Consider the following 25,821-nt stretch of genomic DNA (forward strand, 5'->3'; position numbering starts at 1 on the left):
AATACTGATATTTCGCACCATAAGAATAAGTAATGCATTACCATCAAAACATTTCTCCTGTATATAATTTAACCTTTCATTTGCAATTACTGATTCCGGTAATAGAACAAAAAAAATAATTTATAAGTGAATATTTTTTTGCCACATCACGATAGAAACGATAGCATGCCCTCCCAGAATCCAGTGGCAGCAATAGAAACCATAATAATCGAAGGCGCTAAGACGCTATTTATGCATTAACCTTTAGCAATCAGTTGCTGTAATACATTCACGATGATTGCACGACAGACAGGAAAATAGGGAAAGCTATGATGTCAGGAAAACACACTGCAAAGACCCATCAGGCCGCCAAAAAACGCTGGCTAGACTCTCATGATACTGGCTACCACAAAAGTATGGGCCGACGTCATATACAGATGATCGCTATCGGTGGCTCTATTGGTACGGGGTTATTTTTAGGCACCGGTGCCCGCTTGCAAATGGCTGGCCCCGCACTGGCCTTAGTGTATCTGGTGTGTGGGATTTTCTCGTTTTTTATTCTCAGAGCACTTGGTGAATTAGTCATGCACCGCCCAACCAGTGGCAGCTTTGTTTCTTACGCCCGCGAATTCCTCGGTGAGAAAGCATCCTATGTTGCCGGATGGATGTATTTCCTTAATTGGGCCATGACCGGGATTGTCGATATCACTGCGGTGGCCCTTTATATGCACTATTGGGGGACATTCTCTGATGTTCCGCAGTGGCTATTTGCACTGGGTGCGCTCTCAATTGTTGCCACCATGAATATGATTGGCGTTAAATGGTTTGCTGAAATGGAATTTTGGTTTGCACTGATCAAAGTCGCAGCCATTGCTATCTTTCTGGTCGTGGGTGCTATCTTCCTCGGCACAGGGCAAAGTGTTGCCGGGCATCCCACCGGTATACACCTGATAACCGATAATGGCGGATTGTTCCCCCACGGGTTGTTACCCGCGTTGATATTGGTTCAAGGGGTGATATTCGCCTTTGCCGGTATTGAATTGATTGGTACGGCAGCCGGGGAATGTAAAGACCCGGAAAAGATGCTGCCAAAGGCAATTAATAGTGTGATTTGGCGGATTGCCCTATTTTACGTCGGTTCGGTGGTGCTACTGGTGTGTCTGCTGCCATGGAATGCCTATCAGGCCGGCCAAAGCCCTTTTGTCACCTTCTTTAGTAACTTAGGCGTCCCCTATATTGGGACCATCATGAATATCGTGGTACTTTCTGCCGCACTTTCCAGTTTGAACTCTGGCCTTTACTCGACAGGTCGCATTCTGCGCTCATTATCCATGGGTGGCTCAGCACCTAAATTCATGTCCAAAATGAGCCCACAATCTGTTCCCTACGCCGGCATATTGGTTACCGTGGGTATCTATGTCTTCGGCGTGCTACTTAACTATCTGGTACCATCACAGGTATTTGAAATCGTTCTTAATATTGCCTCTTTGGGTATTATCAGCTCATGGGCATTCATCATTATCTGTCAGATGAAATTACGTCAGGCAATAAAGCAGGGAACAGCAAAACCCGTATCCTTTAAAATGCCCGGCGCGCCGGTTACATCCTGGCTGACGCTGTTTTTCCTGGCAGGTGTTTTAGTGATGATGGCTTTCGACTATCCGAATGGGACCTGGACTATCGCCACATTGCCGGTGGTGGCCGTGTTATTGGTTGCCGGTTGGTTTAGTTTACGTAAGCGCGCCACTGAGGTCGCTGCCGCACCGGTAGATACAATGCCCAAACAGCGCCCGCGGGAAGATATAAACGCTTCAGAAGTGGCTCTGGCTAAGTTACACGAACAAAACTCCACCGTTTAAGCCCATCGTTAGCCCGTAGGTTGATAGAGAGACCTACGGGCTGAATCGACACGCTTAGTGGCGGTTACGCACCAGTTGATAACGGCGCGTTAAATATTCGATGGGTACGCTCCAGATATGTACCAAGCGTGAGAATGGGAATAAAACAAAAAGGGTCAATCCCAAGACAATATGCAACTTGAAAATCAAGGCTACATCTGTCAGATAGGCCGATGCTCCGGTGCGGAAAGTCGCAATTGACTGCGCCCAACCGACCAATTTCATCATCTCGCTACCATCCATATGTTGAGCAGAAAACGGAATACTCAGTAGCCCCAAGCTAACTTGTACCACCAGCAATATCAGAATCAGGATATCTACCCGGGTACTGGTTGCTCTGATCCTCGAGTTAGTCAAGCGGCGGTGTAGCAGCATGACACCACCGACTAACATCATCAGACCGCAGGCACCGCCAGCAATCATCGCCATTTTTTGTTTTATCTCTATCGGTAAGAACGATTCATACATCCAATGTGGCGTCAGCATACCCAACACATGGCCGAAGAATATCCCCAGAATACCGATGTGGAATAAGTTAGATGCCAGCCATACACCTTTCTTATCTAACATCTGACTGGAGCCTGCTCGCCAGCTATATTGCCCATAGTCGTAACGCAACCAACTACCCACAAAGAAAATCACCATTGCCATGTAAGGATAAATATCAAAAAAGAATTTATTCAAAAAGCTCATAAGATGGCTCCTTTACGGTCCGTCGCCACATGGGACTGAACGACTTTTTTGCCCTCTGAGGCGGACTGAATACTGAGATATTGTGGTAGTACGGCATCGGCAAGGTGTTTGGGGGGCATCCCCTGCTGAGCTGATGCACACCCCTGCGTGCCGAGGAATTTCACTTGCTCCTCTTCCCATACCGCATCCAGTGCTTTGGCGGTGTCATCCCGGCTTTCACCCGCCACTTTATCGCCCAGATTTTCACTGCGGATAGCACTGCCAGACAGCACTAACAGCAGATCAAACAACTGGGCATAGTCGCTATCCCGCTGATGTAAACGTGCCCCCAGCAGCGCCAAAATGGGTGCAATATCCTGCAAACCCAAGGTGATATCCTGCACGGGCTGGTTAGCCAGATACTCAAGATAAAGTGGCAGGAAATCAGGCAACTCTTTACAGTCAAGCACTAACCCCGCACGTTGATACTGTGCCATGAGGTCCACCATGGCCTGACCACGATCGCGCGACTCACCATGCACATGTTCAAATAGCAACAATGAGGTGGCTCGCCCCCGGTCAAATAAGCCGCAATAGCTAGCCTGACACTCAAGCAATTCGCTCTGACATAATGTATTGATAAATTGCCTGAGCCGATGAACCTGTTCCGTCGTGAGTTCGTCGGCGTTGTCGAGCGCCTCAACAACTTCTTGCCGGTTTTGCCACAGATCAATATCTGGGTATTCCAGCAAGCGTGAAATGATTCTCAAACTAATCATGAGTGGCCCCCCTGGTCAGTCTTACGTGTGACATCAACGGCATCAATGCGGCGGCTATTGAACAAATTGAAACGGCTGTCACTGCCATGGCAACCATCGCCGAAACTGAAGCCGCACCCCTTACTTTCCGGGAAAGCGTCGCGGGCTATTTCACGGTGGCTGGATGGAATGACAAAGCGATCTTCATAATTAGCAATCGCCAGATAGCGGTACATCTCTTGCGCTTGCGCCTCTGTTAGCCCCACCGCCTCCAGTGCACTGAGATCAGTTTTACCCTCAACGGTTTCAGCCCGTTTATAGTGGCGCATTGCCAGCATCCGTTTCAGTGCCATTAATACCGGTTGAGTATCACCGGCAGTCAGTAAGTTGGCTAAATACTGAACCGGGATACGCAGGCTTTCCACATCTGGTAGCACGCCGCTGTGGGGCAGCGCGCCAGAGTCTGCCGCGGACTGAATCGGTGACAACGGCGGGACATACCATACCATCGGCAAGGTCCGGTATTCGGGGTGCAACGGCAGTGCCAATTTCCATTCCACTGCCATTTTGTAAACCGGGGAGCGTTGGGCGGCCTCAATGACACTTAAGGGAATACCCTGTTTCTGCGCTTCGGCAATCACCAGCGGATCATGGGGATCGAGGAAAATATCCATTTGCCGTTGGTAGAGGTTTTTCTCATCAGTAGTAGCAGCGGCTTGTTCAATGCCATCCGCGTCATACAGTAATACCCCCAGATAACGAATGCGCCCCACACAGGTTTCTGAACAAACGGTCGGTTCACCGGACTCAATGCGTGGATAGCAGAAAATACACTTCTCCGACTTGCCGCTTTTCCAGTTGAAATAGATTTTTTTATACGGGCAACCGGTCAGACACATACGCCAGCCCCGGCATTTATCCTGATCAATCAGCACAATACCGTCTTCAGCCCGTTTATAAATTGCCCCACTGGGGCAAGTTGCGACACAGGCGGGGTTAAGGCAGTGTTCACATAAACGTGGCAAATACATCATGAAGGTATGTTCAAATTGCCCATACATCTCTTTCTGAATATGGGCGAAGTTCTGGTCTTTAGATCGCTTAGAAAACTCACCGCCCAGGATCTCTTCCCAGTTAGGGCCGTTCTCGATTTTCTCCATTCGTTGACCGGTAATCAGCGAACGTGGGCGAGCCACCGGCTGATGTTTTCCAGCCGGTGCGTTGTGCAAGTGCTGGTAATCAAAATCGAAGGGTTCGTAATAATCATCTAATGCTGGTACATCAGGGTTAGCAAATATCTTAGCGAGGACCCCAACTCGGCTCCCCATACGGGGAGTCAGTTTGCCATTAATCTTGCGGATCCAGCCCCCCTTCCATTTATCCTGATTCTCCCAATCGTGCGGATAACCCAGCCCCGGTTTGCTTTCAACGTTGTTAAACCAGGCATATTCCATACCCTCGCGGCTGGTCCAAACATTTTTGCAGGTTACTGAACAGGTATGGCAGCCAATGCATTTGTCCAGATTCAGAACCATGCCGACTTGTGAACGGATTTTCATAGTTTGCCCCCGGTTTTGCTCTGGTTTTGCTGTTCGTCATCCAGCCAATCAATCTTATTCATCTTGCGCACCACCACGAACTCATCGCGATTGGACCCTACCGTGCCGTAGTAGTTAAAGCCGTAGGCTAATTGCGCATATCCGCCAATCATATGGGTTGGTTTTGGACTGATACGGGTGACTGAGTTATGAATACCGCCACGTTGGCCGGTAATTTCAGAACCGGGGATATTAATAATGCGCTCCTGTGCGTGGTACATCATGGTCATGCCTGACGGAATTCGCTGGCTAACGACGGCACGAGCAGTTAATGCGCCATTACTGTTAAACGCCTCAATCCAGTCGTTATCTTCTATCAGCAGATCTTTGGCATCATCTTCACTCAGCCAAACGATAGGCCCCCCTCTCGACAGTGTCAGCATCAACAGGTTGTCACTGTAGGTTGAGTGAATGCCCCACTTCTGATGGGGGGTCAGGAAGTTAAGTGCTTTCTCTGGGTTACCGTTCGGCTTCTTATTAAGCAAAGGTTGGGCGGCACGGGTATCTATTGGCGGGCGATAGCACAGCAAACTCTCACCAAAAGCACGCATCCATTCATGATCCTGATAAAGTTGTTGCCGGCCTGAAAGGGTGCGCCACGGGATCAACTCATGAACGTTGGTGTAACAAGCATTATAGGAAACATGCTCATCTTCCAAGCCGGACCAGATTGGACTGGAAATGATTTTGCGTGGTTGCGCCTGAATATCGCGAAAACGAATTTTTTCATCTTCTTTATTCAGAGCTAAGTGAGCATGTTGGCGACCGGTAAGTTGTTCCAAAGCCTGCCAAGCTTTTACCGCCACCTGACCGTTGGTTTCAGGGGCCAAGGATAAAATTACCTCTGCGGCATCAATAGCAGTATCAATTCTTGGTCGTCCGGCGGCAGGGCCGTCAGGCTGGGTATGGTTAAGTTTTTTGAGGAAATCAATTTCAGTCTGGGTATTCCAGTTAATCCCTTTGCCGCCATTACCTAATTTATCCAATAGGGGACCCAAGGCAGTAAAGCGAGCATAGGTTGCTGGGTAATCGCGCTCGACCACCACAATGTGCGGCGCGGTTTGGCCTGGTATCAGTTCACATTCACCTTTTTTCCAGTCCTTTACACCATATGGCTGTGCCAGTTCGGCTGGCGAATCATGTTGGATGGGTAAGGTCACTACATCGGTTTCCTGACCTAAATGGCCGACGCAAACTCGAGAGAAGGTTTCGGCAATATCTTTGTAGATATCCCAGTCGCTTTTAGACTCCCAGGCAGGATCCACCGCCGCAGACAGCGGGTGAATAAACGGATGCATATCCGAGGTATTCATGTCGTCTTTTTCGTACCAGGTTGCGGTGGGTAAAATGATGTCTGAATAGAGACACGTACTAGACATGCGGAAATCCAATGTCACGACTAAATCCAGCTTGCCTTCGCCTCCCTGTTCCTGCCATTCAACCTCTTCCGGCATCACCCCACCTTGCTGGCCCAAATCTTTACCCTGAATACCATTTTCCGTACCCAACAAATACTTGAGCATATATTCATGCCCTTTGCCGGAAGAACCCAGTAGGTTGGAACGCCAGACAAACAAGTTTCGCGGAAAGTTTTGTGGATCATCTGGCTGTTCAGCGGCAAACCTCAGAGACCCGTTTTTAAGGCTATCGACGGTATATTCTACCGGTGTTTGACCGGCTTGTTGTGCGCTGGCGGCAAGGGTTAATGGATTGCAATTCAGCTGCGGGGCCGAAGGCAACCACCCCATACGTTCGGCGCGCACATTAAGGTCAATCAGACTTGGGCTAAAGCGCGAACTGTCGGCCAAGGGAGAGAGTAATTGGGTGGTGCTGACGGTCTCATAACGCCACTGACTGGAGTGATTATAGAAAAATGACGTACTGTTCATATGGCGCGGTGGACGTTGCCAATCGAGGCCAAATGCCAAAGGTAACCAGCCGGTTTGTGGTCGCAGTTTTTCCTGCCCCACATAGTGCGCCCAACCGCCGCCACTTTGCCCGACACAGCCGCAGAAAATCAGCATATTAATCAGTGCACGGTAGGTCATATCCATGTGATACCAGTGATTAATACCGGCCCCGACGATAATCATCGAACGGCCATGGGTTTTCTCGGCATTATCCGCAAATTCACGCGCAATACGGATAATATCCTGACGTGCAACGCCAGTAATTTTTTCAGCCCAGGCAGGGGTGTAAGCTTTTATATCGTCATAACTGCTGGCGCAGTTGTCATCAGCCAACCCCCGATCCAGGCCATAATTTGCCATCATCAGGTCATAAACACTGGTCACCAGTGCTTCACTGCCATCGGCTAATGGCAACCGTTTTACCGGCAACTTGTGTTGCAGTATTTCCTCTAGCGCAACACTTTGAAAATTCTCACTGATTTCGCCACCAAAGTAGGGGAATCCGACATTAACAATAGCATCATGTTGACCCAATAAACTGAGTTGTAATGAGACTTCCTGCTGCGTTTTGCCCTCGCGCTGCTCAAGGTTCCATTTACCCTTTTCACCCCAGCGATAACCGATAGACCCTTGCGGCGCTACCAACTGCCCGCTGTTACCGTCAATGGCAATGGTCTTCCATTCCGGGTTATTCTCCTCTCCCAGATTATCCACCAGATCGGCGGCGCGCAGTAACCGCCCGGCGGCATAATCGCCGCTATGACGAGGTTCAAGTAATACCAGCATCGGCATGTCAGTGTACTGACGCATGTATTCAACAAAGTAGCTGCTTTGTCGTTGTAGATGGAATTCATTGAGGATCACATGCCCCATTGCCATCGCCATGGCACTGTCTGTTCCTTGTTTCGGATTCAGCCATTGGTCACACAGTTTAGCAACCTCTGCATAATCCGGCGTCACCGCAACAGTCTTGGTCCCTTTGTAACGGACTTCGGTAAAGAAGTGGGCATCGGGTGTGCGGGTCTGCGGAACATTGGAACCCCAGGCAATAATATAGGATGAGTTGTACCAGTCAGCGGATTCTGGCACGTCAGTTTGCTCACCCCAGGTCATCGGTGATGCCGGAGGCAAATCGCAATACCAGTCATAGAAACTGAGGCAAACACCGCCGATCAATGAAAGATAGCGCGCGCCCGCCGCGTAGGAAACCATCGACATCGCTGGAATCGGTGAAAAACCGATAATCCGATCCGGCCCATACTGTTTGGCGGTATAGACGTTAGCGGCGGCAATCAGTTCATTCACTTCCTGCCAGGTCGAACGGACAAAGCCGCCCCGGCCACGAGCTTGCTTATAATCCTTTGATTGTACGCTGTCGCCAACAATTGAAGCCCATGCATCCACCGGATCACTGTGCAGCACTTTGGCAGCACGCCACAATTGCAACAGATTCTTGCGCATCATCGGGTACTTCAGCCGATTAGCACTGTACAAATACCAGGAATAGCTGGCCCCACGTGGGCAACCACGGGGTTCATGATTAGGTAAATCCGGGCGGGTACGCGGGTAGTCAGTTTGCTGGGTTTCCCAAGTGACCAACCCATTTTTGACATAAATCTTCCAGCTACATGAACCCGTACAATTCACACCATGAGTTGAACGTACCACTTTGTCATGCTGCCAGCGGCTACGATAGCCATCTTCCCAATCACGATTGGTGTCCAGTGTCTGGCCATGGCCTTGTGCAAAAGGCTCAGCAAGTTGTTTAAAATAACGAAATCGGTCAAGAAATTTGCTCATCGGGAGACCTCCTGATTGGGGACATAACGGCCCTATTTATTTTTATAAGTGGATTAACATTGCTCAATGTTGCTTATTTATTGGACCGTACCGGTCAACGTGGTTTTTTGGTCGCCATACCCGCGTTAAGCTTGCGCCCGTAGACAAACCAGGTGATCAATACGCAAACCACATAAAAAACCACGAATAGCTTCATCGCGCCGGCCGGTGAACCGGTCAGGGCCAGCGACGTACCAAAGGATTTAGGAATAAAGAAACCGCCGATAGCGCCAATGGCTGAGATGAAACCCAGTGCCGCCGCCGATTCTCTGACGGCATCGTGCTGTGCTTGTTCATCACTACCACCAGCGAGGGTCACCCGATCGACAGTTAACTTGCGAAAGATCACCGCAATCATCTGAAACGTTGATCCACTGCCCAGTCCCGCCGTCAGAAACAGCAGCATGAATACGCCAAAAAAGGCAAAGAAGGAGCCGTTAACATGGGTACCCGGTAAGGTGAGGAAGAGTAATGCCGCAAATATTGCCATCAGAATAAAATTGACGAAGGTGACGCGAATGCCGCCAAAGCGATCAGAGAGCGCACCGCCCATTGGACGAGCCAGTGCGCCCAATAGCGGGCCGAAGAAAGCGTAATGCAGGATGACAACATCAGGAAATTGTGTTTTTGCCAACATGGCAAATCCGGCTGAGAAACCAATAAATGAACCAAAAGTTGCCAGATATAACACCGCCAAAATCCACAAATGACCACGTTTCAGGACCGGTAATTGCTGGATAATCGACGCTTTTGCAGCAGACAAGTCATTCATACCAAACCAGGCCGCCACACTGAATATCAGCAAAAAGGGGATCCAGATATAGGCTGCGTTTTGTAACCAGAGCTGGCTACCATCCGCTTGTGGATAGCCACTGCCCATAAAGGCACTGAACACTCCAACCGAAATAGCCATAGGGGCGATAAGTTGCATCACACTGACGCCAAGATTCCCCAATCCCCCATTAAGGCCCAGCGCGCCCCCCTGCCTGGCTTTTGGGAAGAAGAAACTGATATTAGCCATGCTGGAGGCAAAGTTCGCACCGGCAAAACCACACAACAATGAAATCAATACAAATGTTCCATACTGGGTGGTGCTGTCCTGTACCGCGATACCTAACCAGAGGCAGGGGATAACCAGAAACAGTGTGCTAATAGCCGTCCAGCGACGACCACCAAAGACCGGTATGACAAACGAGTATGGAACACGTAACAGTGCCCCCGATACTGAGGGTAATGCTGTCAGCATGAACAGTTGATCGGTGGTAAAGTTAAAGCCCACTTTATTCAGATTCACTGCAACCGCACTAAACAGCATCCAGACACAGAAACTCAGTAACAATGCCGGTACTGAAATCCACAAATTTCGCCGGGCGACACTATGCCCTACCTGTTGCCAGAACTGTGGATCTTCCGGGTACCACTGCGGTATTGATTGGCCACCGGCTAATTTTGCCGGGATAGCGGAAGATGATGAGTTAGTTAATGGTGTCGGAGAGTGCGACATAAAAACCTCAGTCAGGGTGACCACAAACGGGAAGTAATACGTCACCCTAGGCACCAGAGGCTATTTCAAAGTTGATTTACATCAAGAGGATGTGAAGTTAACTTTTAGCTAACAATACCCATACATCATTTGTGGGTAGTGGGTTTTCTGGCAAAAAATAGCCTCTTTTCATTTAGTTGCCGATGTGAATGTTTTCTTGAAACCGAGTAATACACCCGCTGACTATTAGGGGGTACTCCCTATTGGTTATGGGGTAATAGTCAAGGATGAGGAAGAATATCGATCAACCCTTCCGTTCGAGGTATTTACCCTCTCAGCTACAGGAACTATTCATGAGTGAACAAGACGCCGCGACCATCCTGTTGATTGATGACCACCCGATGCTAAGGCACGGTATTAAGCAATTAATTAGCATGGCACCTGGGTTATCCATCGCAGGTGAGGCCAGCAACGGTGCTCAAGGTATTATTCTCGCCACCAATCTTGATCCTGATTTGATCATGCTGGATTTAAACATGCCGGGCATGAATGGATTGGAAACACTGGATAGATTGCGTCAGCAGCCACTATCCGGGCGAATTGTGGTGTTTACCGTTTCTGACCATCAGGATGATGTCATCAGTGCCTTAAAACGCGGGGCCGATGGTTATCTGCTAAAAGATATGGACCCTGAAGATTTGCTGGTCTCACTGTATGATGCAGCAGCAGGACAAATGGTTCTCAGCGACGCATTGATGTCGATACTGGCAATCAACCTCCGCGAGAATAGGTCTGATAATGAGCGCGATATTAACACCCTCACCCCACGTGAACGCGACATATTGAAGCTGATCGCTAAAGGGTTACCGAATAAAACCATTGCCCGGAAATTGCTGATTGCAGAGAGCACCGTTAAAGTTCATGTCAAACATCTGTTGAAAAAAATGAAGCTGAAATCGCGGGTTGAAGCCGCAGTATGGGTATTACAAGAGAAAATACTATAGCTTGCTAAGCAGAAAATCACGTAACACTACCGCCTGATTCTGTTGCGTGTCGCGACTGCCATACAGCAACGTAATTGGCTGTTGTTTCAGTACGTCCAGTAAAGGTTGCCAGGCCGTTGAGCTATCAAGCTGGGCCTGATAACGCACCACAAACTCTGGCCAATCTAAACATTGATGAAACCATTTTCGTAATGCATTTTCCGGTGCCACTTCTTTTAACCATACCACCCCTAACAGGCGGGTTTTGCTAATGCCTCGCGGCCACAGCCGATCAGTCAGAAAAGTATTGGCTTGATATGGCGGCTGAACATCGTAAACACGCGCTAAAGTGATGCGATTTTCCATTGTTGTACTCCTCCTTTGTGCGGTATATATGCCATGTTAAACGATATCAACGTGAGTTTGTCGCCCAACCACAGATTTTATTCATGAAGTTACGGCAGAAGCATCTAAATACTTCACCACTTCCCATACCGGAAATTTTAGCTGTATCTGGTCAGCATCCTGTAGGGGTAAAGGTATTAATAGCAAACGATCCGTCAGTAACGATTCCATCAAATAGTCCCTTTACAAGGCAGCCTCTAAAGCATCAATATCGTGAAACGCGAGAGTCACGAAAACAGAAAATACCACGGGTGGTTATAGCTCGACAACGGTACTCAGTTATAGCAAAGTTTAATCACCACAACCATATGGATAAATGCCATGATAATTATTTCTTCATAAATACGAACATGTTATATTCATTTCAATTAAATCATTGGTGAATAAAATGACCACTGTACCGCTTAATACCACCCGGCAGATGAAACAAAAAAATATCATGTTGGTTGCAAGCACATTAAAATCGCTGTCATCCGCAACCAAAGGAGATATATCTGCTCAAACTGGATTAAGCTTGGCAACATGTGGCACCATTTTGAATGAATTATGTTCAAAGGGCGAAATCATTGAAGAATCCATTGATGAATCACGTGGTGGCCGGCCAGCAAAGCGCTATATATATAACTCAAATTACTTTAGCATATTAAGTATTTATATTGAAGGGAGCGATACCTTCGGCGTTATATCGTCATCCCTAAGGTCTGCAGATGGCAAAATCATTGTTGAGTACGATAAAATATATTCTGATTTAACTGAAGATATGTTGCTCGCGCAAATTCAAGAATTTTCAGATAAATACAATAATATCAAAGCAATAGGGCTAGGATTGCCCGGTGTTATTGTGGATGGGAAAATACTTACTTGCGATATTACCCGCCTGGAGGGATTGGCAATCACTGAATTATTAAGTAACCGATTCGGTATTTTTGTTCAGGTGGGGAATGACATGAATTATACCGCATTTGGTTTTTATCGTAATCACTGCCGTAATATAAATGAACCTATCGCCTATATTTTTATGCCACCAAGACATTGTGCCGGCTGTGGCATTGTTATTTCAGGTAAAATGCTACGTGGTGCAAGTCAATTTGCAGGTGAAGTGTCGAAACTGCCATTTTATGACAATCTAGGGACTAATATAAATTCTCACCATGAACTGGTGCAACAACGACTTATTTATATTACTTCATCGTTGATCGCCATGATTAACCCTGTAACCATAGCCATCTCAGGAGAGCATATCAGTCAAAATTGTATTGCAGAATTATCTGCTCAATTACTCAAAAAATTTGATTGCAAACACATACCCCATTTTGTCTATCGCGACAACATTAAATACGATTATCACAATGGAATATCAGAATACACTCTTGATGCCTATAATAATTTTCGAGTATTTGAGATCTAGTATTCAGCGGTATCTATGATGAGAAAATTTTTCCAGAGTCCCCTCTCCCACCTTCAGGCTATCCTAACCGCCGTATGCCCTTTTCTCTAGTCGGTAAACCACCTTGATAGGCAAAAATGTTCTTGACAAGCCAGGTACCCACTGTATATTTCACAACTTAATACAAGTCTTTTATAAAGTGGCTTATACTTATTACTTGCTCGCTGCCACTTGCCAGAGAAAGGTGCTTAAATGTCTAGCTATGTCGTCGACTACCCTCTGGATACACCGGCTACACGCACATCTACGCGCTCTATCTTCTTTGTCGCTGGATTTGCTATGGGCCTTTGGGCATCGTTGGTGCCCTATGCACAGAATAGACTTCATTTTGATGCAGGCTCTTTGGGGATGTTATTACTTTGCTTGGGAACAGGCTCCCTACTGGCAATGCTATTCTCTGGCAAACTGATTGGCCGCTTCGGCTGTAGAAGCATAATACTATTAGGTATCGTGGTTAGCGCTGTTTTCCTGCCCACATTGGCAATTATTGATCAGTTCCCTTTGATGGCACTATGTCTGTTCTTTTTTGGCGCAGGCATTGGTTTAGTAGACGTTGCGGTTAATGTCCAAGGCTCTCTGGTTGAACAATCCTCGGATAAACCACTGATGTCAGGTTTCCACTGTTTATTCAGCATTGGTTCAATTGCGGGTGCTGGCGGCGGTGCAATATTATTTACTCTTGGCTTAATGCCCCTCCCCGTAACGCTGATTGCCGTCGTGATAATGGCTATAATTACCTCAGTCGTTTTCAAGGAATTAATCCCTTTTGGCGATCATAAGGAACCTAATCAACAGCCAAAAATAAAACCACGCCCAAACTTCAGGCTCATATTAATGGCACTTATGTGCATGATTTGTTTTATGGCGGAAGGTGCAGTATTAGATTGGAGTGGCGTATTTCTAACTAATGACCGTGGCCTTGACATAGCACATGCCGGTTGGGGGTTTGCTATTTTCGGTGGCACCATGTCTGTAATGCGTTTCACTGGTGATAAAGTTGTCAGTATTTTGGGGCGTAAGCATGTACTGGTTTTTAGCAGTATCATCGCCATGACCGGCTATGCCATTGCCGTCATAATACCTGACTGGAAATTTACGTTATTTGGCTTTGCATTGGTAGGAATAGGTGCAGCTAATATTGTTCCGGTACTTATCACGCTGGCTGGCCAGGAAAGTGTAATGCCCGTGAACATGTCGGTAGCCATGGTCGCAACGCTGGGTTATTTCGGTATTTTAGGGGGGCCGGCACTGATCGGTTTTATTGCACATATAACTGACCTCTACACTGCATTCACAGTGGTTGCTGTGACATTTATTGTCATAGCAGTTGGGGCATTCAAACTGAAATATTCCAGTGACTAAACATTTCTCTACCCATAAATAAAGCCGGTGGATAGTGGGTCAACCTGTTTTTTGAAGATAAAAGTGTGACTGAGTATGGTAATTTTACCTGCTAGCAAAATTATGCTAGCTTTTTTTTAGGTATACTATGCCGAGATATTCTCTATCAAACCAAGATATTAAAATGTTAAAGAGGGAAATTGTATGAGCATTAAAATCATTGCTGTTGATATGGATGGAACCTTTCTCAATGATCAGATGAGTTTTGATAGGGAACGGTTTAGTACACAATATTCACAACTAAAAGAAAATGGAATAAAATTTGTTGTTGCCAGTGGTAATCAATATTATCAGCTAATTTCATTCTTCCCTGAGATTGCCAATGAAATCGCTTTTGTTGCTGAAAATGGGGCTTATGTCAGTAACAAGAATACTGAAATTTTCTGCGGTTCAATCTCTGATGAAGATTGTAATAAAGTGCTAAAAACATTACTACCAATACCCTATCTTGATGTCATTGTTTGTGGCAAAAATGGCGCTTACATGTTGAGTTCTTCAGATAATTATTTCTACACTACAATGAGTAAATACTACCATCGCCTTAAAATTATCGATAACTTCGATCAAGTAACAGAGTCTGCATTCAAATTTGCGATAAGTTTACCCAATGAGAAACTGGTAGATTTTATGAAATTTATCGAGCGAGAACTCGCAGATATAGTGACCCCGGTATCAAGTGGACATGGTTCTGTAGACCTTATAATACCCGGCCTTCATAAAGCCAATGGCATTAAACTACTCCAAAAAATGTGGGATGTAACTGATCAACAAGTCGTCACTTTTGGCGATGGTGGCAATGATATTGAAATGTTACAGTACGCCGGCTTTGGTTATGCCATGGCAAATGCGCCAGACAACATTAAGAATGTAGCAAAGTATCAGGCCGAATCAAATAACGACTCTGGCGTATTAAATATAATTGATAAAATTCTAAAGAAAGAACATCCTTTCTCATAAGCCATATTTAATAACAAAAATGTATTGGCGGGAAAGACTCCCGCCTATTAATTAATTCTCTCTATTATTGCGGCTCTCGCCACTCTATTTGTAAGCTATTTTAGAATATTAACAATCTTCTCTCACCAAAGCAGCTAATGTCTGTAAACCAATATCAGCTTGTTCTTCTGTTGCATGACTGAAGTTAAGTCGTAACTGGCCACAGCCCTCTGACGGATATGGCAGGAACGATTCGCCCGGCATAAATGCAATATTTTTTTCGAGTGCTTTAGGCAATAGTTTACGAGTATCAATACAATGATTAAGTGTGAGCCAGAAGAATAACCCACCGGCAGGTTTCTCCCAAGTGGCAAGAGAACCAAAATGGCGTTGTAAAGAGATCTCAAATGCATCACGACGACTCTTATAATATGTGGCCAGTTGGTCCATATGTTCAGCATGATTGGCGGCACGTAGCTGTTGCAATACCAGCCATTGGCTGATTCGGCTACTGTGTAGATCAGCCGCCTGCTTTAGCCGTGTCAGATAAGGAATTAACTCTGACGAAGCAACCAGATAGCCTAACCGCAATGCCGGGGATAAACTTTTAGAAAAGGACCCCTGATAAATCCACGGTGCGTGCTGTAATAAGGCACATACCGGCTTTCGCTCACACGGATCATAGACCAGGTCATGATAGGGATCATCTTCAAACAGCGGCAACATAAGGTCATCACACGCCTTTGCTAATGTGGCCCGCTGTGTACTATCAAGACAGTGACCACTTGGATTCTGAAAAGTTGGGATGCTGTAGGCAAAAGCGGGCTTTTCTGTTTTGAGTTTATCAATATCAGGTTGTGCCGAATCATAAGCCACAAACTGTGCCCCGAAGAACCGAAATACCTGCAATGCTGCCAAATAAGTGGGCGACTCAACAGCGACAGGTGTTCCTGCATCAATAAATAATTTAGCGACCAGATCAATTCCTTGTTGCGAGCCTGAAATAATCAGGACCTGCTCCTCAGTGCAAGATAAACCGCGCCTACATAAATTCTGCGTAATATGCCTGCGCAATTCCGTTTCCCCTTCACTGGCCCCGTATTGCAACATCGATTGCGGCATTCCTTCCAGGTGCAAGTGCGGGAAACTTTCAACCGCAGGCAACCCGCCAGCAAATGAGATCATCCCAGGCCGTTCAATAACAGAGAGTATTTCCCGTATAGGCGAGGGGTGAAGATCGTGCAGCCGTGAGGAAAATCGATTATTCTGATCCACTACAGTCTTATTCATGGCAGTCCTTCCATAAAGGTCAACATATTTGACCTTTATGGACAGTAAAATGGACGGCTGATTACGTCAATAGTATTGACCTAATTATTTTTTAATTTGTGATAAAAATCCGATGGCAACCTCCAAAAACGTCCCGCAACAGGAAGACCAACGACTGCATCAAGCCATCGAACAGTTCTATTTTGGTTATCGGACATTTACTGAACTACCGGATAAATTACTGGCTCAGCGAGGATTAGGTCGGGTTCACCACCGCATCCTGTACTTTGTCGGACACAATCCTGATATCGCCATCAATGCCTTGTTGGGAATTCTGAAAATCAGCAAACAAGCGCTTAATGCACCATTAAAACAATTAGTTAAAATGGAGCTAATCACGGTTACCACCGCCGAATATGATCAAAGAGTGCGGCAGTTATCTCTCTCCCCCGCCGGTAAAAAGCTTGAATCTCAATTAACAGAGACACAAATGCAACTGTTACGACAGGTATTCCAACAACTGGGAAAAGAAACAGAAACAGCGTGGCTGCAAGTTATGCAATGTCTTAATAAGGATTGAGATTAGCATCAAATTATAAGATGTTCTGTGTGAGTTATACTCGAATGAGATTAATGGCTGGCATTTAATAGAAGGGATAAAGAGTGATAGACCATACGGGGATTAACGTTACTAATATATTAATAAGTAAAGATTTTTACAGTGCAGCGCTTGCACCTCTCAATTACGAGATACGTCTAAACCTTGGTGATGCCTGTGGTTTTGGTGTGAAAATTTCAGCCAATGGGGATGATCCCGGCGGTGACTTTTGGGTAATGGAAGGTAAACCTTATACCCCAAGAAGCCATATCGCTTTCCGTGCTGCAAGCAAAAATGAGGTCAATCAATTCTATAATGCTGCCATGGAAGCTGGTGCAATATCGAATGGAGAGCCTGGCTACCGTCCTCATTATCATGAAAACTATTATGCTGCATTTGTTCTTGATCCAGATGGTTACAATATTGAAGCTGTCTATCATGGCAAATAATTTATAAAATAAAGCTTTCTACTTAATCAGAATGGCTATCTACTGATGATATGCACTGTTTTCGTGCATTAATTTTGACACTCACCATCGCCACTAAGCAATACTCCTAATTGCTATGTAGCATATCGATTATGCTTTTAATATCTGCTAGCATCCCTGCCAGCGCTATCACATAACTTAATTGATCGGAGAAAGCGCTCAATCCAGCAATGTCGAGCGTCATACGCTATTTTATTAGTTACTCAACCGCGATGAGTATTAATAACACTTTGAATAAGGCAATTTTGGAATTGAAGATAACGTTGATAATAGCCGGTATTGTTGTGATCATCGCGGTAATAGTCTGGCTCATTCTTCGCTCGGCAGCTAAAGACGTTGAGGATGATTATTAAATGATGATCCTCTGATTTAACCTCCCCCAGCTTGAAGCGCTGAAGATAAGGTTGAAATCCTTCTATGCTCCCAAACAGCCATTAAGAAACCAACGTTAAAATAAGTATTCTGCATATATTACTTGCTTCCCCATACCTTGTGTGAGCCTCGTTATATAAATAAGTGGGTTAGCTAGCAAACTTGTCGTTATGTGATGCATGTCATTTCAAATCAATTGTAACTGATCACTTTTTGATCAATCATTTTAGTGCCAAATCCACAGCGCTTTCATGTCTGTCAACCTGTAAGCAAGCTATGAGACCCTGTAAAAGGTTATGGATTCGGTCTTGCTTCCGCCACGAAACATCATGTCAACAAGCAATCAGATGCTAGTGGCGGCCTTTTGTATTGGAAACCGGACAATCACCTCCTCTACCTTCTTCCACCGAGCAATCATCACATGTCAGGTAAATTACCGTGCCACTGGCCTTGATGTAACACTCTTCATTTTACCAATGCTCCACTAATCCCTTCAGTCCCCTCTTTATAAGGAAACATTAAATACTCCGTCTCACCATCGCCCAGTTTCTCTAATTTAGTGTTAAAGACCGCTTCATAGAATTTTTGTGCCCAAGACATGCCTGCAACACAAATCTCAAACTAGCCGCCGATATTTGCTTTGATCATATTCTCCAGTAGGTTTTTTCAGATAACGTCCTAACACTCATTCTTATAAGTGGTGTTTTTTTATGCAGCATTATCAATCAAGTTATCTGAAACTACTTCATTGACGAAATCTCAGAATATCGAGGGGTTATTTTTATCCATTATCAAGCTCTAGAAATGACAAAGCCCCAGCGATTAGCTGAGGCTTTAAATTTGGTGCTGTGATAGCTGACCCTGTAACCGTACCAATGATAATGCAATCCTTGCACCAAGGTAACTATCACAGCACTGTATAATTTACATTGTAATTATAAACAAACAGTAAACATGACCAACTTTATAGTGGGCATGACTCACAAAATGGCAAAGCCCCTACCGTTAAGCTAAGGGCTGAAATTTGGCCCGCCACCGAGGTCTCGAACCTCGCACCTACAACAACTATGGTTATCGGCTCTATCCAGCTGAGCTAGTGGCGGTTAGAGAGCGAATTCTAAGCATCAATTTATAAGCACACCATCAGCAAGGTTACTTTTCAGATTATTCAGCCCACCAATCCAAGTTCAAAAACGACAAAACCCCACTGAAGCGAGGTTTATTTGGCTGGCCAGGCACTTCTGCACAACCAACTCTTATCACACTAATGCACTTTTTGCGGCCGCACCGACACTTTTATCATAAATTTCTGACTTCAGCGTAAAGATGGCTATCGCCTCTTGGGTTCCCGCTCCTGCTCTGATGATCCGCTATTTGCCGTTGAAAACTACACCCGTTCCGCGCAAGTGTTGGCTGACACCATGGCTGAGGCCCATATATGGGCCAACGATAAGCCGCTCACACCCTTGCTGACAAAGACATTATTGAGGGCATCCGCGCCAAAATGCGCGAGATGAAATCATTGGGTTAGCCGCGGTCTTTCAGAATCTTCATGTAGTGCCGCAATCCTTCGCCTGAATTCTCGTAGTAATCGATGATATGAAGCTCTTCACCGATTTCACGTACGAACCAGATGGCCGTAGAGTCACCCACGCCGATATCCCAGAACGTATGAACCGGTAGATGTGAGTTGTCAGGTAATTTGCAGATTTGTTTATTGATATAAAGCCAGCGGAACTGTTTGGCGTAGTTCCAGGTCTTCTGGCGCTCGTTCAAATGAACGCCGTGTTTGGCTTCCATCTCTGCAAAGTAATCAACCAGGCGCTGAGGTAAAGCCTCAACCGGGTCGATTGAATACTGCGGATTCTTCCACCAAGAGAAGAAAAAGAACTTCCAATCAAGAGCGGATAATTTCTTGCCCTGCAACTGAGCTTTCTCAGCCGTCTGGCAGTAATCGAAGAAGTAACCGGCGCGACCTCTATCGCGGCAAAGCAACCGGTTGATACGGCTTCAAACGCACTTGTGACAATCTCACGTGCTTTGTCTGGGTACTTAGCGCATATCTTGCCGAACCCGGAAACGTACAGGTAGCACCTTCACTGATGTTGTGTTGTGTTGTGAGGTTATTTCACGCAGTGACATCAAGCCAGCTCGGTACGCCAATTCGATGGCCTCCCAATCTGGTTTGGTCATTTGTTTACTCCAATAAAAAACCGCCCGTAGGCGGTTTGATAATAATATTTAACACATAAAATGTGACTCCCAATATAGGGAATCTTCAACTATTTAATTATTAGTGCATCCGCCGTTAGCTTGACAGTGTCCATGTTCAGGAGTGCCAACATCTGGCCCCGTTGCAGGATCATTACAATACGGCCACCACTTGCTGGATGGATTACATTCTTCAGCCATAGCACCCGCAGATAGCGACATAACACTAACTAACAGTAAGCCTTTTAACATATCTTTCATCGTAACTTCCTCCATGATTAGCCGCCTAAAGTGACGGACGATGCGACGATTGCTTTTAGTAACCTGCAATAGCCACCCTAATCATTAATTCATCAAATCCACTAATCAATCAAATAAGTTGGTTTGTTTAACCACTGTTAATAATAATTTTTATTTTCATTAGTAAAGCATTAAATTAAGGAAGCTCTAATATATCCGCACCATCATCGATGGTACTCAATGAATGCCACCTGTAATGCTACTTTACTGAGGCAATTTCCAATTCTGAGCTGGCAGGCCAGCACATGTAGCCATCGTCACCGATTTGTCCAACCCTGCAGTTGTCAGGCACTTATTTGATGCTACATTTCGCACATCCGTACCAACACCTTGAAGAGCTTTCCATTGTTGTTTTGTGTTCTGATAATCACAGGTTGCCATGACCGGTATTGAGCCACCTTCATCTGACAAACACTGCCCACTTTTCAACACGATGTAATGGAAGATGTTTTTTTCTGAACTGGCCTGTGCCACGCTATCACAGGCTAACAAGGTAGGCTTACCTTGGGTATTCTCATCCAAACAGTTACGGCCATTTGCAATATTAAGATGGCCGGATATTGTTTCGGTAGTCACAGTGACAACCTTAGCTCCTTGGATATCTTCTTGTGAAGTTGCTGCAATCGAAGAGAACGATACAGTTAAAGCAACAATTAATGCAGATAAACGAACTACCATATAATCACTCCTTGTGAATTAATTATCTTTCTAATTATTAACGTATTGTACTTAACAATAAATTAATGATCTGTTTTTTTATACAGTTAAAAACTGACGCTATCAAGCCTTTATTTACAAGTTATTAACTCCATTTATATAACTTTAATATACGATCCTTTTTCATTGCTTCCGGGTGGCATTCTGCCGCCAGCTAATAACCTCATCGAGCCGCCCTTTACAAATCCGCAGCTCACGCTTCAAAGCCAACGCATACAGCCCACTATCGCCCCAAGTGGTACCAACGAATTCAGGTACCTCGCATTCAGTTAATGCGGATTCTGGGAGTCACAACTGGATTAATTCGGCTGACTTATGCGGTGGGCTACTCTTACAGGATGCTAATGTTGCTATCAAGTATCCTGCTATCAATACACGGATCCCCGACCAAGATATACAGCGGGCCTATTCTGAGACCGACAGAGCGATAGCCAAAGTGATACAGGGGCTATTGCCAGTATTCGGGAGAATGGAACCAGACAATATAAGACCTGAACATAGCAGGAAATATATGGATAAACGCGGGGTGACCAGCAGAACACAAGCAAACCGTGAGAAAACTTTCCTCTCGCGAGTTTATCGTTGGGGGTATGAGCGGGGATTTGTGAAAGGGAATCCATGTAAGGGGGTTAAGCAATTTAAAGAGGGATCCAGGGAACGCTATATTACAGATGAAGAATATAACGCTCTGTATAAAGCTGCGCCTGACATTGTGCGGGCAGCAATGGAGATAGCGTACTTGTGCCTCGCAAGACAGGCTGATGTGCTTTCATTACGCAAGGATCAATTCAGAGAGTCAGGAAAATAAAAATTGTTCCAGTGGTAGGTAATCAGAAGAAGTGATTTTTTATGCGTTAGTTGAATTTTATGTTCCTAAATCATCTTCCTAAGTGTGATTTCAGACACAAAAAAACCGCCTCTCGGCGGTTAACGACATACTCATACTACTTTGTTTTACTTAGAATATTTTCCATGGTGCCCGGGGCGGGACTTGAACCCGCACAGCCATAAGCCGAGGGATTTTAAATCCCTTGTGTCTACCGATTTCACCACCCGGGCTCTGGAAAACTGGAGGCGCGTCCCGGAGTCGAACCGAGGTAGACGGATTTGCAATCCGTAGCATGGCCACTCTGCCAACGCGCCTTATTCTTCTTTGCCTTTACAGCTGAGGTTCGCCTTAAGCCAACCTACTAATTTGGAGCGGGAAACGAGACTCGAACTCGCGACCCCGACCTTGGCAAGGTCGTGCTCTACCAACTGAGCTATTCCCGCAACATCAGAACTTACTGATTCTTTTGCTATCTTTCGACATTTCGTTGCTGCCGTCTGATGCGATGCATTCTACTTACCTGACGCAATGAGTCAATAAAATTATCTGACTAATGTGTTCGTTTGCTGCTTTTTGCGGCGCTTCGATCAAGGTTCGAGCAAATCATTCCAGGCAGCGTTTAAATATTGAAACATTGACCAGAATGTCAGTACCGCAGCAATGTAGAGAAGAACAAAGCTGGCGAGCTCAACGTTATGGTCTGGGCGCCAAAGTAAGCCAACCAGCGAACCCATTTGAGCCGTGGTTTTCACTTTACCAATCCATGACACCGCAACACTGCTGCGCTTACCGATTTCAGCCATCCACTCACGCAGGGAGGAAATGATGATTTCACGGGCAATCATAGTTGCCGCCGGTAGAGTGATCCACCAGACATGATAATGCTCAGCAACCAGCACTAATGCGATGGCAACCATAACTTTATCCGCCACAGGGTCAAGAAAAGCCCCAAAACGGGTAGTTTGTTTCCAGCGGCGCGCTAAAAAGCCATCAAACCAATCAGTTGCTGCTGCAAACACAAATATGATGGCACAAACCATCGGAGCCCAAACGAATGGCAGATAAAACGCCAGAACGAAGAATGGGATGAGTACAACACGAAACAGGGTAAGCCAAGTCGGTATATTCAATTGCATAATGCTACGATAACTATCTGGCTGGGGTGGATATTATGAGTATGGTGCAACATTAGCCTCAGTGTTTCAATGCATTGTAGATTTTTTCTGCCAATGCTTGTGAAATACTCGGCACTTTTGCAATTTCCTCGACGCTAGCATTCAGTAAAGGTTGCAGTCCCCCCATATACTTCAGCAAAATTTGCCGCCGTTTAGGGCCAACTCCCTCTATCGTTTCTAATGCACTGGTATTTTTTACTTTCGCACGACGCTGCCTATGTCCGGTGATTGCATGGTTATGCGAGTCATCTCGGATATGTTGAATCAAATGCAATGCTGGTGAATCTGGTGGCAACGAGAACCCCTCCCCTTGCGCCTCCAGGAACAATGTTTCCAGCCCCGCTTTTCGATCACTTCCCTTAGCAACGCCGACCAATAATGGTTTTTGCTTATCCCACTCAACGGTGAGAGAAGCAAACACGTCAAAAGCCTGAGACAGCTGGCCTTTCCCTCCGTCAATGAAAATAACATCAGGAATTTTTTTGTCATCTAATGCCTTACCATATCGACGTTTAAGCACTTGAGACATCGCCGCATAATCATCACCAGGCGTTATGCCACTAATATTGTAGCGTCTATATTCCGAACGTACAGGACCATTTGCATCAAATACGACACAAGACGCGACAGTCTGCTCTCCCAGCGTATGGCTGATATCAAAACATTCCATACGATTGATCTCATCAAGATTAAGAATCTTGGCTAACTCTTTCATTCGCTGATGTATTGTTGATTGCTGCGATAAACGAGTAATCAACGCAGTAGAGGCATTTGTGCGCGCAAGTTTAAGGTAACGCGCTCGATCCCCCCGAGGACGGCTTTGGATCTGAATTTTTCTTCCGGCCAACTCAGAAAGAGAGGAAGCCAGCAGATCCTTTTCCTCTAGAGTAAAGTCCAGCAAGATCTCACCTGGGAGTGTTCGCCCCTGGCTTCCTTGCAAATAAAACTGCCCAACAAAGGTCTGAACGACTTCACTGAGCTCAGTCCCGGCAGGAACTTTCGGGAAGTAACTCCGGCTTCCCAGCACTTTCCCTTGTCGAATAAATAGCACATGAACACAAGCTAATCCGGCATCAAACGCCACACCGATAACATCAAGATCTTCACTGTCGCCCGAAACGAACTGCTGTTCAGTAACTCGCCTTACTGCTTGTATTTGATCTCGAATACGTGCCGCATCTTCGAAATGCAACGATTGACTGGCTTCCTCCATCCGGGAAATCAGTTGTGTCAGTACCTGTTGGTCTTTGCCCGAGAGGAACAAACGCACATAATCAACCTGGCGTTGGTACTCATCATCACTCACAAGCCCTGCAACACAGGGGCCTGAACAACGGCCAATCTGATATTGCAGACAAGGCCGTGAACGATTGCGGTAGACACTGTTTTCACACTGTCTTACTGGAAAAAGTTTTTGCAATAATGCCAAGGTCTCGCGGACAGCATAAGAGTTTGGGAACGGGCCGAAATACTCACCCTTCTCATGCTTAGCACCGCGATGAATAGCTAAGCGCGGGTGAGTATCCGCACTCAAGAAAATAAGAGGATATGACTTATCATCACGCAACAGTACGTTGTAACGCGGCTGATAAAGCTTGATATAGTTATGCTCAAGCAGCAGTGCTTCCGTTTCTGTATGCGTCACGGTCACATCAATTTGAGCAATATTCTTAACCAAGGTCTCTGTTTTTCGACTGGCAACCTGAGCACGGAAATAACTCGTCAGACGTTTCTTGAGGTCTTTTGCTTTGCCGACATAAATAACTGTCCCCGTCTTATCATACATACGGTAAACACCAGGTTGGCTGGTGACAGTTTTCAAAAACTCTTTAGAATCGAAACAATCAGTCACTATTAGACAACGTCTCCGCGTTAAACAGACCGTGGCGAATGGCCAGATGGGTCAATTCAACGTCACCACTTATATTAAGCTTGCTAAACATCCGGTAGCGATAGCTGTTCACCGTTTTCGGACTCAGATGAAGTTGTTCCGAAATGTCGTTCACCTTTTGGCCTTTCGTTATCATGAGCATAATTTGTAACTCACGCTCTGACAAACAACTAAAAGGCGTTTCGGCTGGAGGCTCCAACTGACCCAAGGCCATCTGCTGCGCAATATCAGAAGCAATGTAGCGTTGCCCCGAATGAACCGCACGGATAGCCGTAACAACATCCTGAGGTGCCGCCCCCTTACTTAAATACCCACCGGCACCAGCCTGCATGACTTTTGCGGGCAGCGGGTTTTCAGTATGGATGGTTAGCATGATAACTTTAGTATCTGGAGAAAAACGCAAAATCTTACGAGTTGCTTCCAACCCGCCGATACCGGGCATATTCATATCCATCAAAACGATATCAACAACATGGCTACGGCACCATTTTACCGCATCTTCACCACACTGCATCTCGCCCGCTACTTTGATACCCTTGATATCTTCAAGAATGCGTCGAATCCCTGCGCGCACCAGTTCGTGGTCATCAACAAGAAGAACGCTAATCAAAGAAAATTCTCCAAAAATAAGGGAGTAACCTAATCACGCTTTGTTTACGACA

21 protein-coding genes, 4 tRNA genes and 4 pseudogenes are annotated in these 25,821 nt (G+C 45.8%); 9 read left to right on the plus strand and 20 right to left on the minus strand.

The genetic code is table 11. From position 1 onward, the window contains the following. Positions 1–308 precede the first annotated feature (308 nt). Positions 309–1,838: an L-asparagine permease gene (gene ansP / locus V1956_RS14980; RefSeq protein WP_442825285.1), complete on the plus strand. Its 1,530-nt coding sequence runs from the start codon at positions 309–311 to the stop codon at positions 1,836–1,838. 54 nt (positions 1,839–1,892) lie between these two features. Here ansP and narI read toward each other — a convergent pair whose 3' ends face one another. The 5 genes from narI to V1956_RS15005 all read right to left on the minus strand — a co-directional run bounded on the left by narI (position 1,893) and on the right by V1956_RS15005 (position 10,158). Next, the gene (gene narI / locus V1956_RS14985) at positions 1,893–2,570 is read right to left on the minus strand and encodes a respiratory nitrate reductase subunit gamma (protein WP_372558822.1); all 678 of its coding nucleotides are present in this window, start codon (positions 2,568–2,570) and stop codon (positions 1,893–1,895) included. Continuing rightward, the gene (narJ, locus tag V1956_RS14990; RefSeq protein ID WP_372558821.1) at positions 2,567–3,328 is read right to left on the minus strand and encodes a nitrate reductase molybdenum cofactor assembly chaperone; all 762 of its coding nucleotides are present in this window, start codon (positions 3,326–3,328) and stop codon (positions 2,567–2,569) included. The genes narI and narJ overlap by 4 nt, the downstream gene beginning before the upstream one ends. After that, positions 3,325–4,866: a nitrate reductase subunit beta gene (gene narH / locus V1956_RS14995; protein WP_442825286.1), complete on the minus strand. Its 1,542-nt coding sequence runs from the start codon at positions 4,864–4,866 to the stop codon at positions 3,325–3,327. The genes narJ and narH overlap by 4 nt, the downstream gene beginning before the upstream one ends. After that, positions 4,863–8,615: a nitrate reductase subunit alpha gene (locus V1956_RS15000; RefSeq protein WP_420075064.1), complete on the minus strand. Its 3,753-nt coding sequence runs from the start codon at positions 8,613–8,615 to the stop codon at positions 4,863–4,865. The genes narH and V1956_RS15000 overlap by 4 nt, the downstream gene beginning before the upstream one ends. A gap of 94 nt (positions 8,616–8,709) precedes the next feature. Continuing rightward, entirely contained in the window at positions 8,710–10,158 is a 1,449-nt protein-coding gene (locus tag V1956_RS15005; RefSeq protein WP_420071855.1) for a NarK family nitrate/nitrite MFS transporter, read from the minus strand. 332 nt (positions 10,159–10,490) lie between these two features. Here V1956_RS15005 and narL point away from each other — a divergent pair, with 332 nt between their 5' ends. Further along, the gene (gene narL / locus V1956_RS15010) at positions 10,491–11,141 is read left to right on the plus strand and encodes a two-component system response regulator NarL (protein WP_042569642.1); all 651 of its coding nucleotides are present in this window, start codon (positions 10,491–10,493) and stop codon (positions 11,139–11,141) included. Here the strand turns inward: narL and V1956_RS15015 are convergent. Continuing rightward, positions 11,136–11,486 (minus strand): DUF488 domain-containing protein, encoded by a 351-nt coding sequence (locus V1956_RS15015; protein ID WP_372558818.1) that lies wholly within the window; start codon positions 11,484–11,486, stop codon positions 11,136–11,138. The two genes, narL and V1956_RS15015, sit on opposite strands and share 6 nt — an antisense overlap. Positions 11,487–11,567: 81 nt before the next feature. Next, positions 11,568–11,696 carry a hypothetical protein gene (locus tag V1956_RS15020; RefSeq protein WP_420071853.1) on the minus strand — a complete coding sequence of 43 codons (129 nt, stop codon included), beginning with the start codon at positions 11,694–11,696 and terminating at the stop codon, positions 11,568–11,570. 217 nt (positions 11,697–11,913) lie between these two features. On the opposite strand from V1956_RS15020, the gene V1956_RS15025 reads away from it, so the two are divergent. The 3 genes from V1956_RS15025 to V1956_RS15035 all read left to right on the plus strand — a co-directional run bounded on the left by V1956_RS15025 (position 11,914) and on the right by V1956_RS15035 (position 15,330). Continuing rightward, positions 11,914–12,933 (plus strand): ROK family protein, encoded by a 1,020-nt coding sequence (locus V1956_RS15025; RefSeq protein ID WP_420071852.1) that lies wholly within the window; start codon positions 11,914–11,916, stop codon positions 12,931–12,933. 231 nt (positions 12,934–13,164) lie between these two features. Further along, the gene (locus V1956_RS15030; protein WP_442825287.1) at positions 13,165–14,334 is read left to right on the plus strand and encodes an MFS transporter; all 1,170 of its coding nucleotides are present in this window, start codon (positions 13,165–13,167) and stop codon (positions 14,332–14,334) included. Between the two features lie 183 nt (positions 14,335–14,517). Then, positions 14,518–15,330: a Cof-type HAD-IIB family hydrolase gene (locus V1956_RS15035; protein WP_442825288.1), complete on the plus strand. Its 813-nt coding sequence runs from the start codon at positions 14,518–14,520 to the stop codon at positions 15,328–15,330. Positions 15,331–15,438: 108 nt separating this feature from the next. On the opposite strand, the gene V1956_RS15040 is transcribed toward V1956_RS15035, so the two are convergent. Then, positions 15,439–16,599 (minus strand): aminotransferase-like domain-containing protein, encoded by a 1,161-nt coding sequence (locus V1956_RS15040; protein WP_420075526.1) that lies wholly within the window; start codon positions 16,597–16,599, stop codon positions 15,439–15,441. Between the two features lie 112 nt (positions 16,600–16,711). Between V1956_RS15040 and V1956_RS15045 the strand changes: the two genes are divergently transcribed. Continuing rightward, positions 16,712–17,158 (plus strand): MarR family winged helix-turn-helix transcriptional regulator, encoded by a 447-nt coding sequence (locus tag V1956_RS15045; RefSeq protein ID WP_083159106.1) that lies wholly within the window; start codon positions 16,712–16,714, stop codon positions 17,156–17,158. Positions 17,159–17,241: 83 nt separating this feature from the next. Next, positions 17,242–17,625, plus strand: a complete 384-nt coding sequence (locus V1956_RS15050; RefSeq protein WP_372558813.1) for a VOC family protein — start codon at positions 17,242–17,244, stop codon at positions 17,623–17,625. A gap of 1,436 nt (positions 17,626–19,061) precedes the next feature. Here the strand turns inward: V1956_RS15050 and V1956_RS15055 are convergent. Next, positions 19,062–19,139: transfer RNA gene (locus tag V1956_RS15055), tRNA-OTHER, on the minus strand. 210 nt (positions 19,140–19,349) lie between these two features. Between V1956_RS15055 and V1956_RS15060 the strand changes: the two are divergent. Beyond that, positions 19,350–19,564 (plus strand): annotated as a pseudogene (locus tag V1956_RS15060) (phage tail sheath C-terminal domain-containing protein); the annotation flags it as partial. Positions 19,565–19,566: 2 nt separating this feature from the next. On the opposite strand, the pseudogene V1956_RS15065 reads toward V1956_RS15060, so the two are convergent. The 5 genes and pseudogenes from V1956_RS15065 to lysC form a co-directional block, all read right to left on the minus strand. Then, positions 19,567–20,126 (minus strand): annotated as a pseudogene (locus tag V1956_RS15065) (terminase); the annotation flags it as partial. Then, the gene (locus V1956_RS15070; RefSeq protein WP_420075480.1) at positions 20,089–20,229 is read right to left on the minus strand and encodes a hypothetical protein; all 141 of its coding nucleotides are present in this window, start codon (positions 20,227–20,229) and stop codon (positions 20,089–20,091) included. The gene V1956_RS15070 and the pseudogene V1956_RS15065, both read right to left, overlap by 38 nt. 93 nt (positions 20,230–20,322) lie before the next feature. After that, on the minus strand, positions 20,323–20,508 hold the full coding sequence (locus V1956_RS15075; protein ID WP_372558812.1) for a hypothetical protein: 186 nt from the start codon (positions 20,506–20,508) through the stop codon (positions 20,323–20,325). 243 nt (positions 20,509–20,751) lie between these two features. Further along, complete coding sequence (locus tag V1956_RS15080) at positions 20,752–21,225, minus strand: ricin-type beta-trefoil lectin domain protein (protein ID WP_420072371.1); 474 nt, start codon at positions 21,223–21,225, stop codon at positions 20,752–20,754. A gap of 162 nt (positions 21,226–21,387) precedes the next feature. Then, a pseudogene (gene lysC / locus V1956_RS15085) lies at positions 21,388–21,537 on the minus strand (Rz1-like lysis system protein LysC); the annotation flags it as partial. A 175-nt stretch (positions 21,538–21,712) separates the two neighbouring features. Between lysC and V1956_RS15090 the strand changes: the two are divergent. After that, positions 21,713–22,066 (plus strand): annotated as a pseudogene (locus V1956_RS15090) (integrase); the annotation flags it as partial. Positions 22,067–22,237: 171 nt separating this feature from the next. Here the strand turns inward: V1956_RS15090 and V1956_RS15095 are convergent. The 6 genes from V1956_RS15095 to uvrY all read right to left on the minus strand — a co-directional run bounded on the left by V1956_RS15095 (position 22,238) and on the right by uvrY (position 25,769). Beyond that, positions 22,238–22,323: transfer RNA gene (locus V1956_RS15095), tRNA-Leu, on the minus strand. A gap of 10 nt (positions 22,324–22,333) precedes the next feature. After that, a tRNA-Cys gene (locus V1956_RS15100) sits at positions 22,334–22,407 on the minus strand. A 53-nt stretch (positions 22,408–22,460) separates the two neighbouring features. Continuing rightward, a tRNA-Gly gene (locus V1956_RS15105) sits at positions 22,461–22,536 on the minus strand. Positions 22,537–22,680: 144 nt separating this feature from the next. Continuing rightward, positions 22,681–23,229, minus strand: a complete 549-nt coding sequence (gene pgsA, locus V1956_RS15110) for a CDP-diacylglycerol--glycerol-3-phosphate 3-phosphatidyltransferase (RefSeq protein WP_083159111.1) — start codon at positions 23,227–23,229, stop codon at positions 22,681–22,683. A gap of 58 nt (positions 23,230–23,287) precedes the next feature. Continuing rightward, positions 23,288–25,120: an excinuclease ABC subunit UvrC gene (uvrC, locus tag V1956_RS15115; protein WP_420075407.1), complete on the minus strand. Its 1,833-nt coding sequence runs from the start codon at positions 25,118–25,120 to the stop codon at positions 23,288–23,290. Continuing rightward, positions 25,113–25,769: a UvrY/SirA/GacA family response regulator transcription factor gene (gene uvrY / locus V1956_RS15120; protein ID WP_083159113.1), complete on the minus strand. Its 657-nt coding sequence runs from the start codon at positions 25,767–25,769 to the stop codon at positions 25,113–25,115. The genes uvrC and uvrY overlap by 8 nt, the downstream gene beginning before the upstream one ends. Positions 25,770–25,821 lie beyond the last annotated feature (52 nt).

Origin of the sequence: Yersinia sp. 2540 StPb PI, assembly GCF_052217165.1 — a bacterium.
Classification (GTDB): Bacteria; Pseudomonadota; Gammaproteobacteria; order Enterobacterales; family Enterobacteriaceae; genus Yersinia; species Yersinia enterocolitica_E.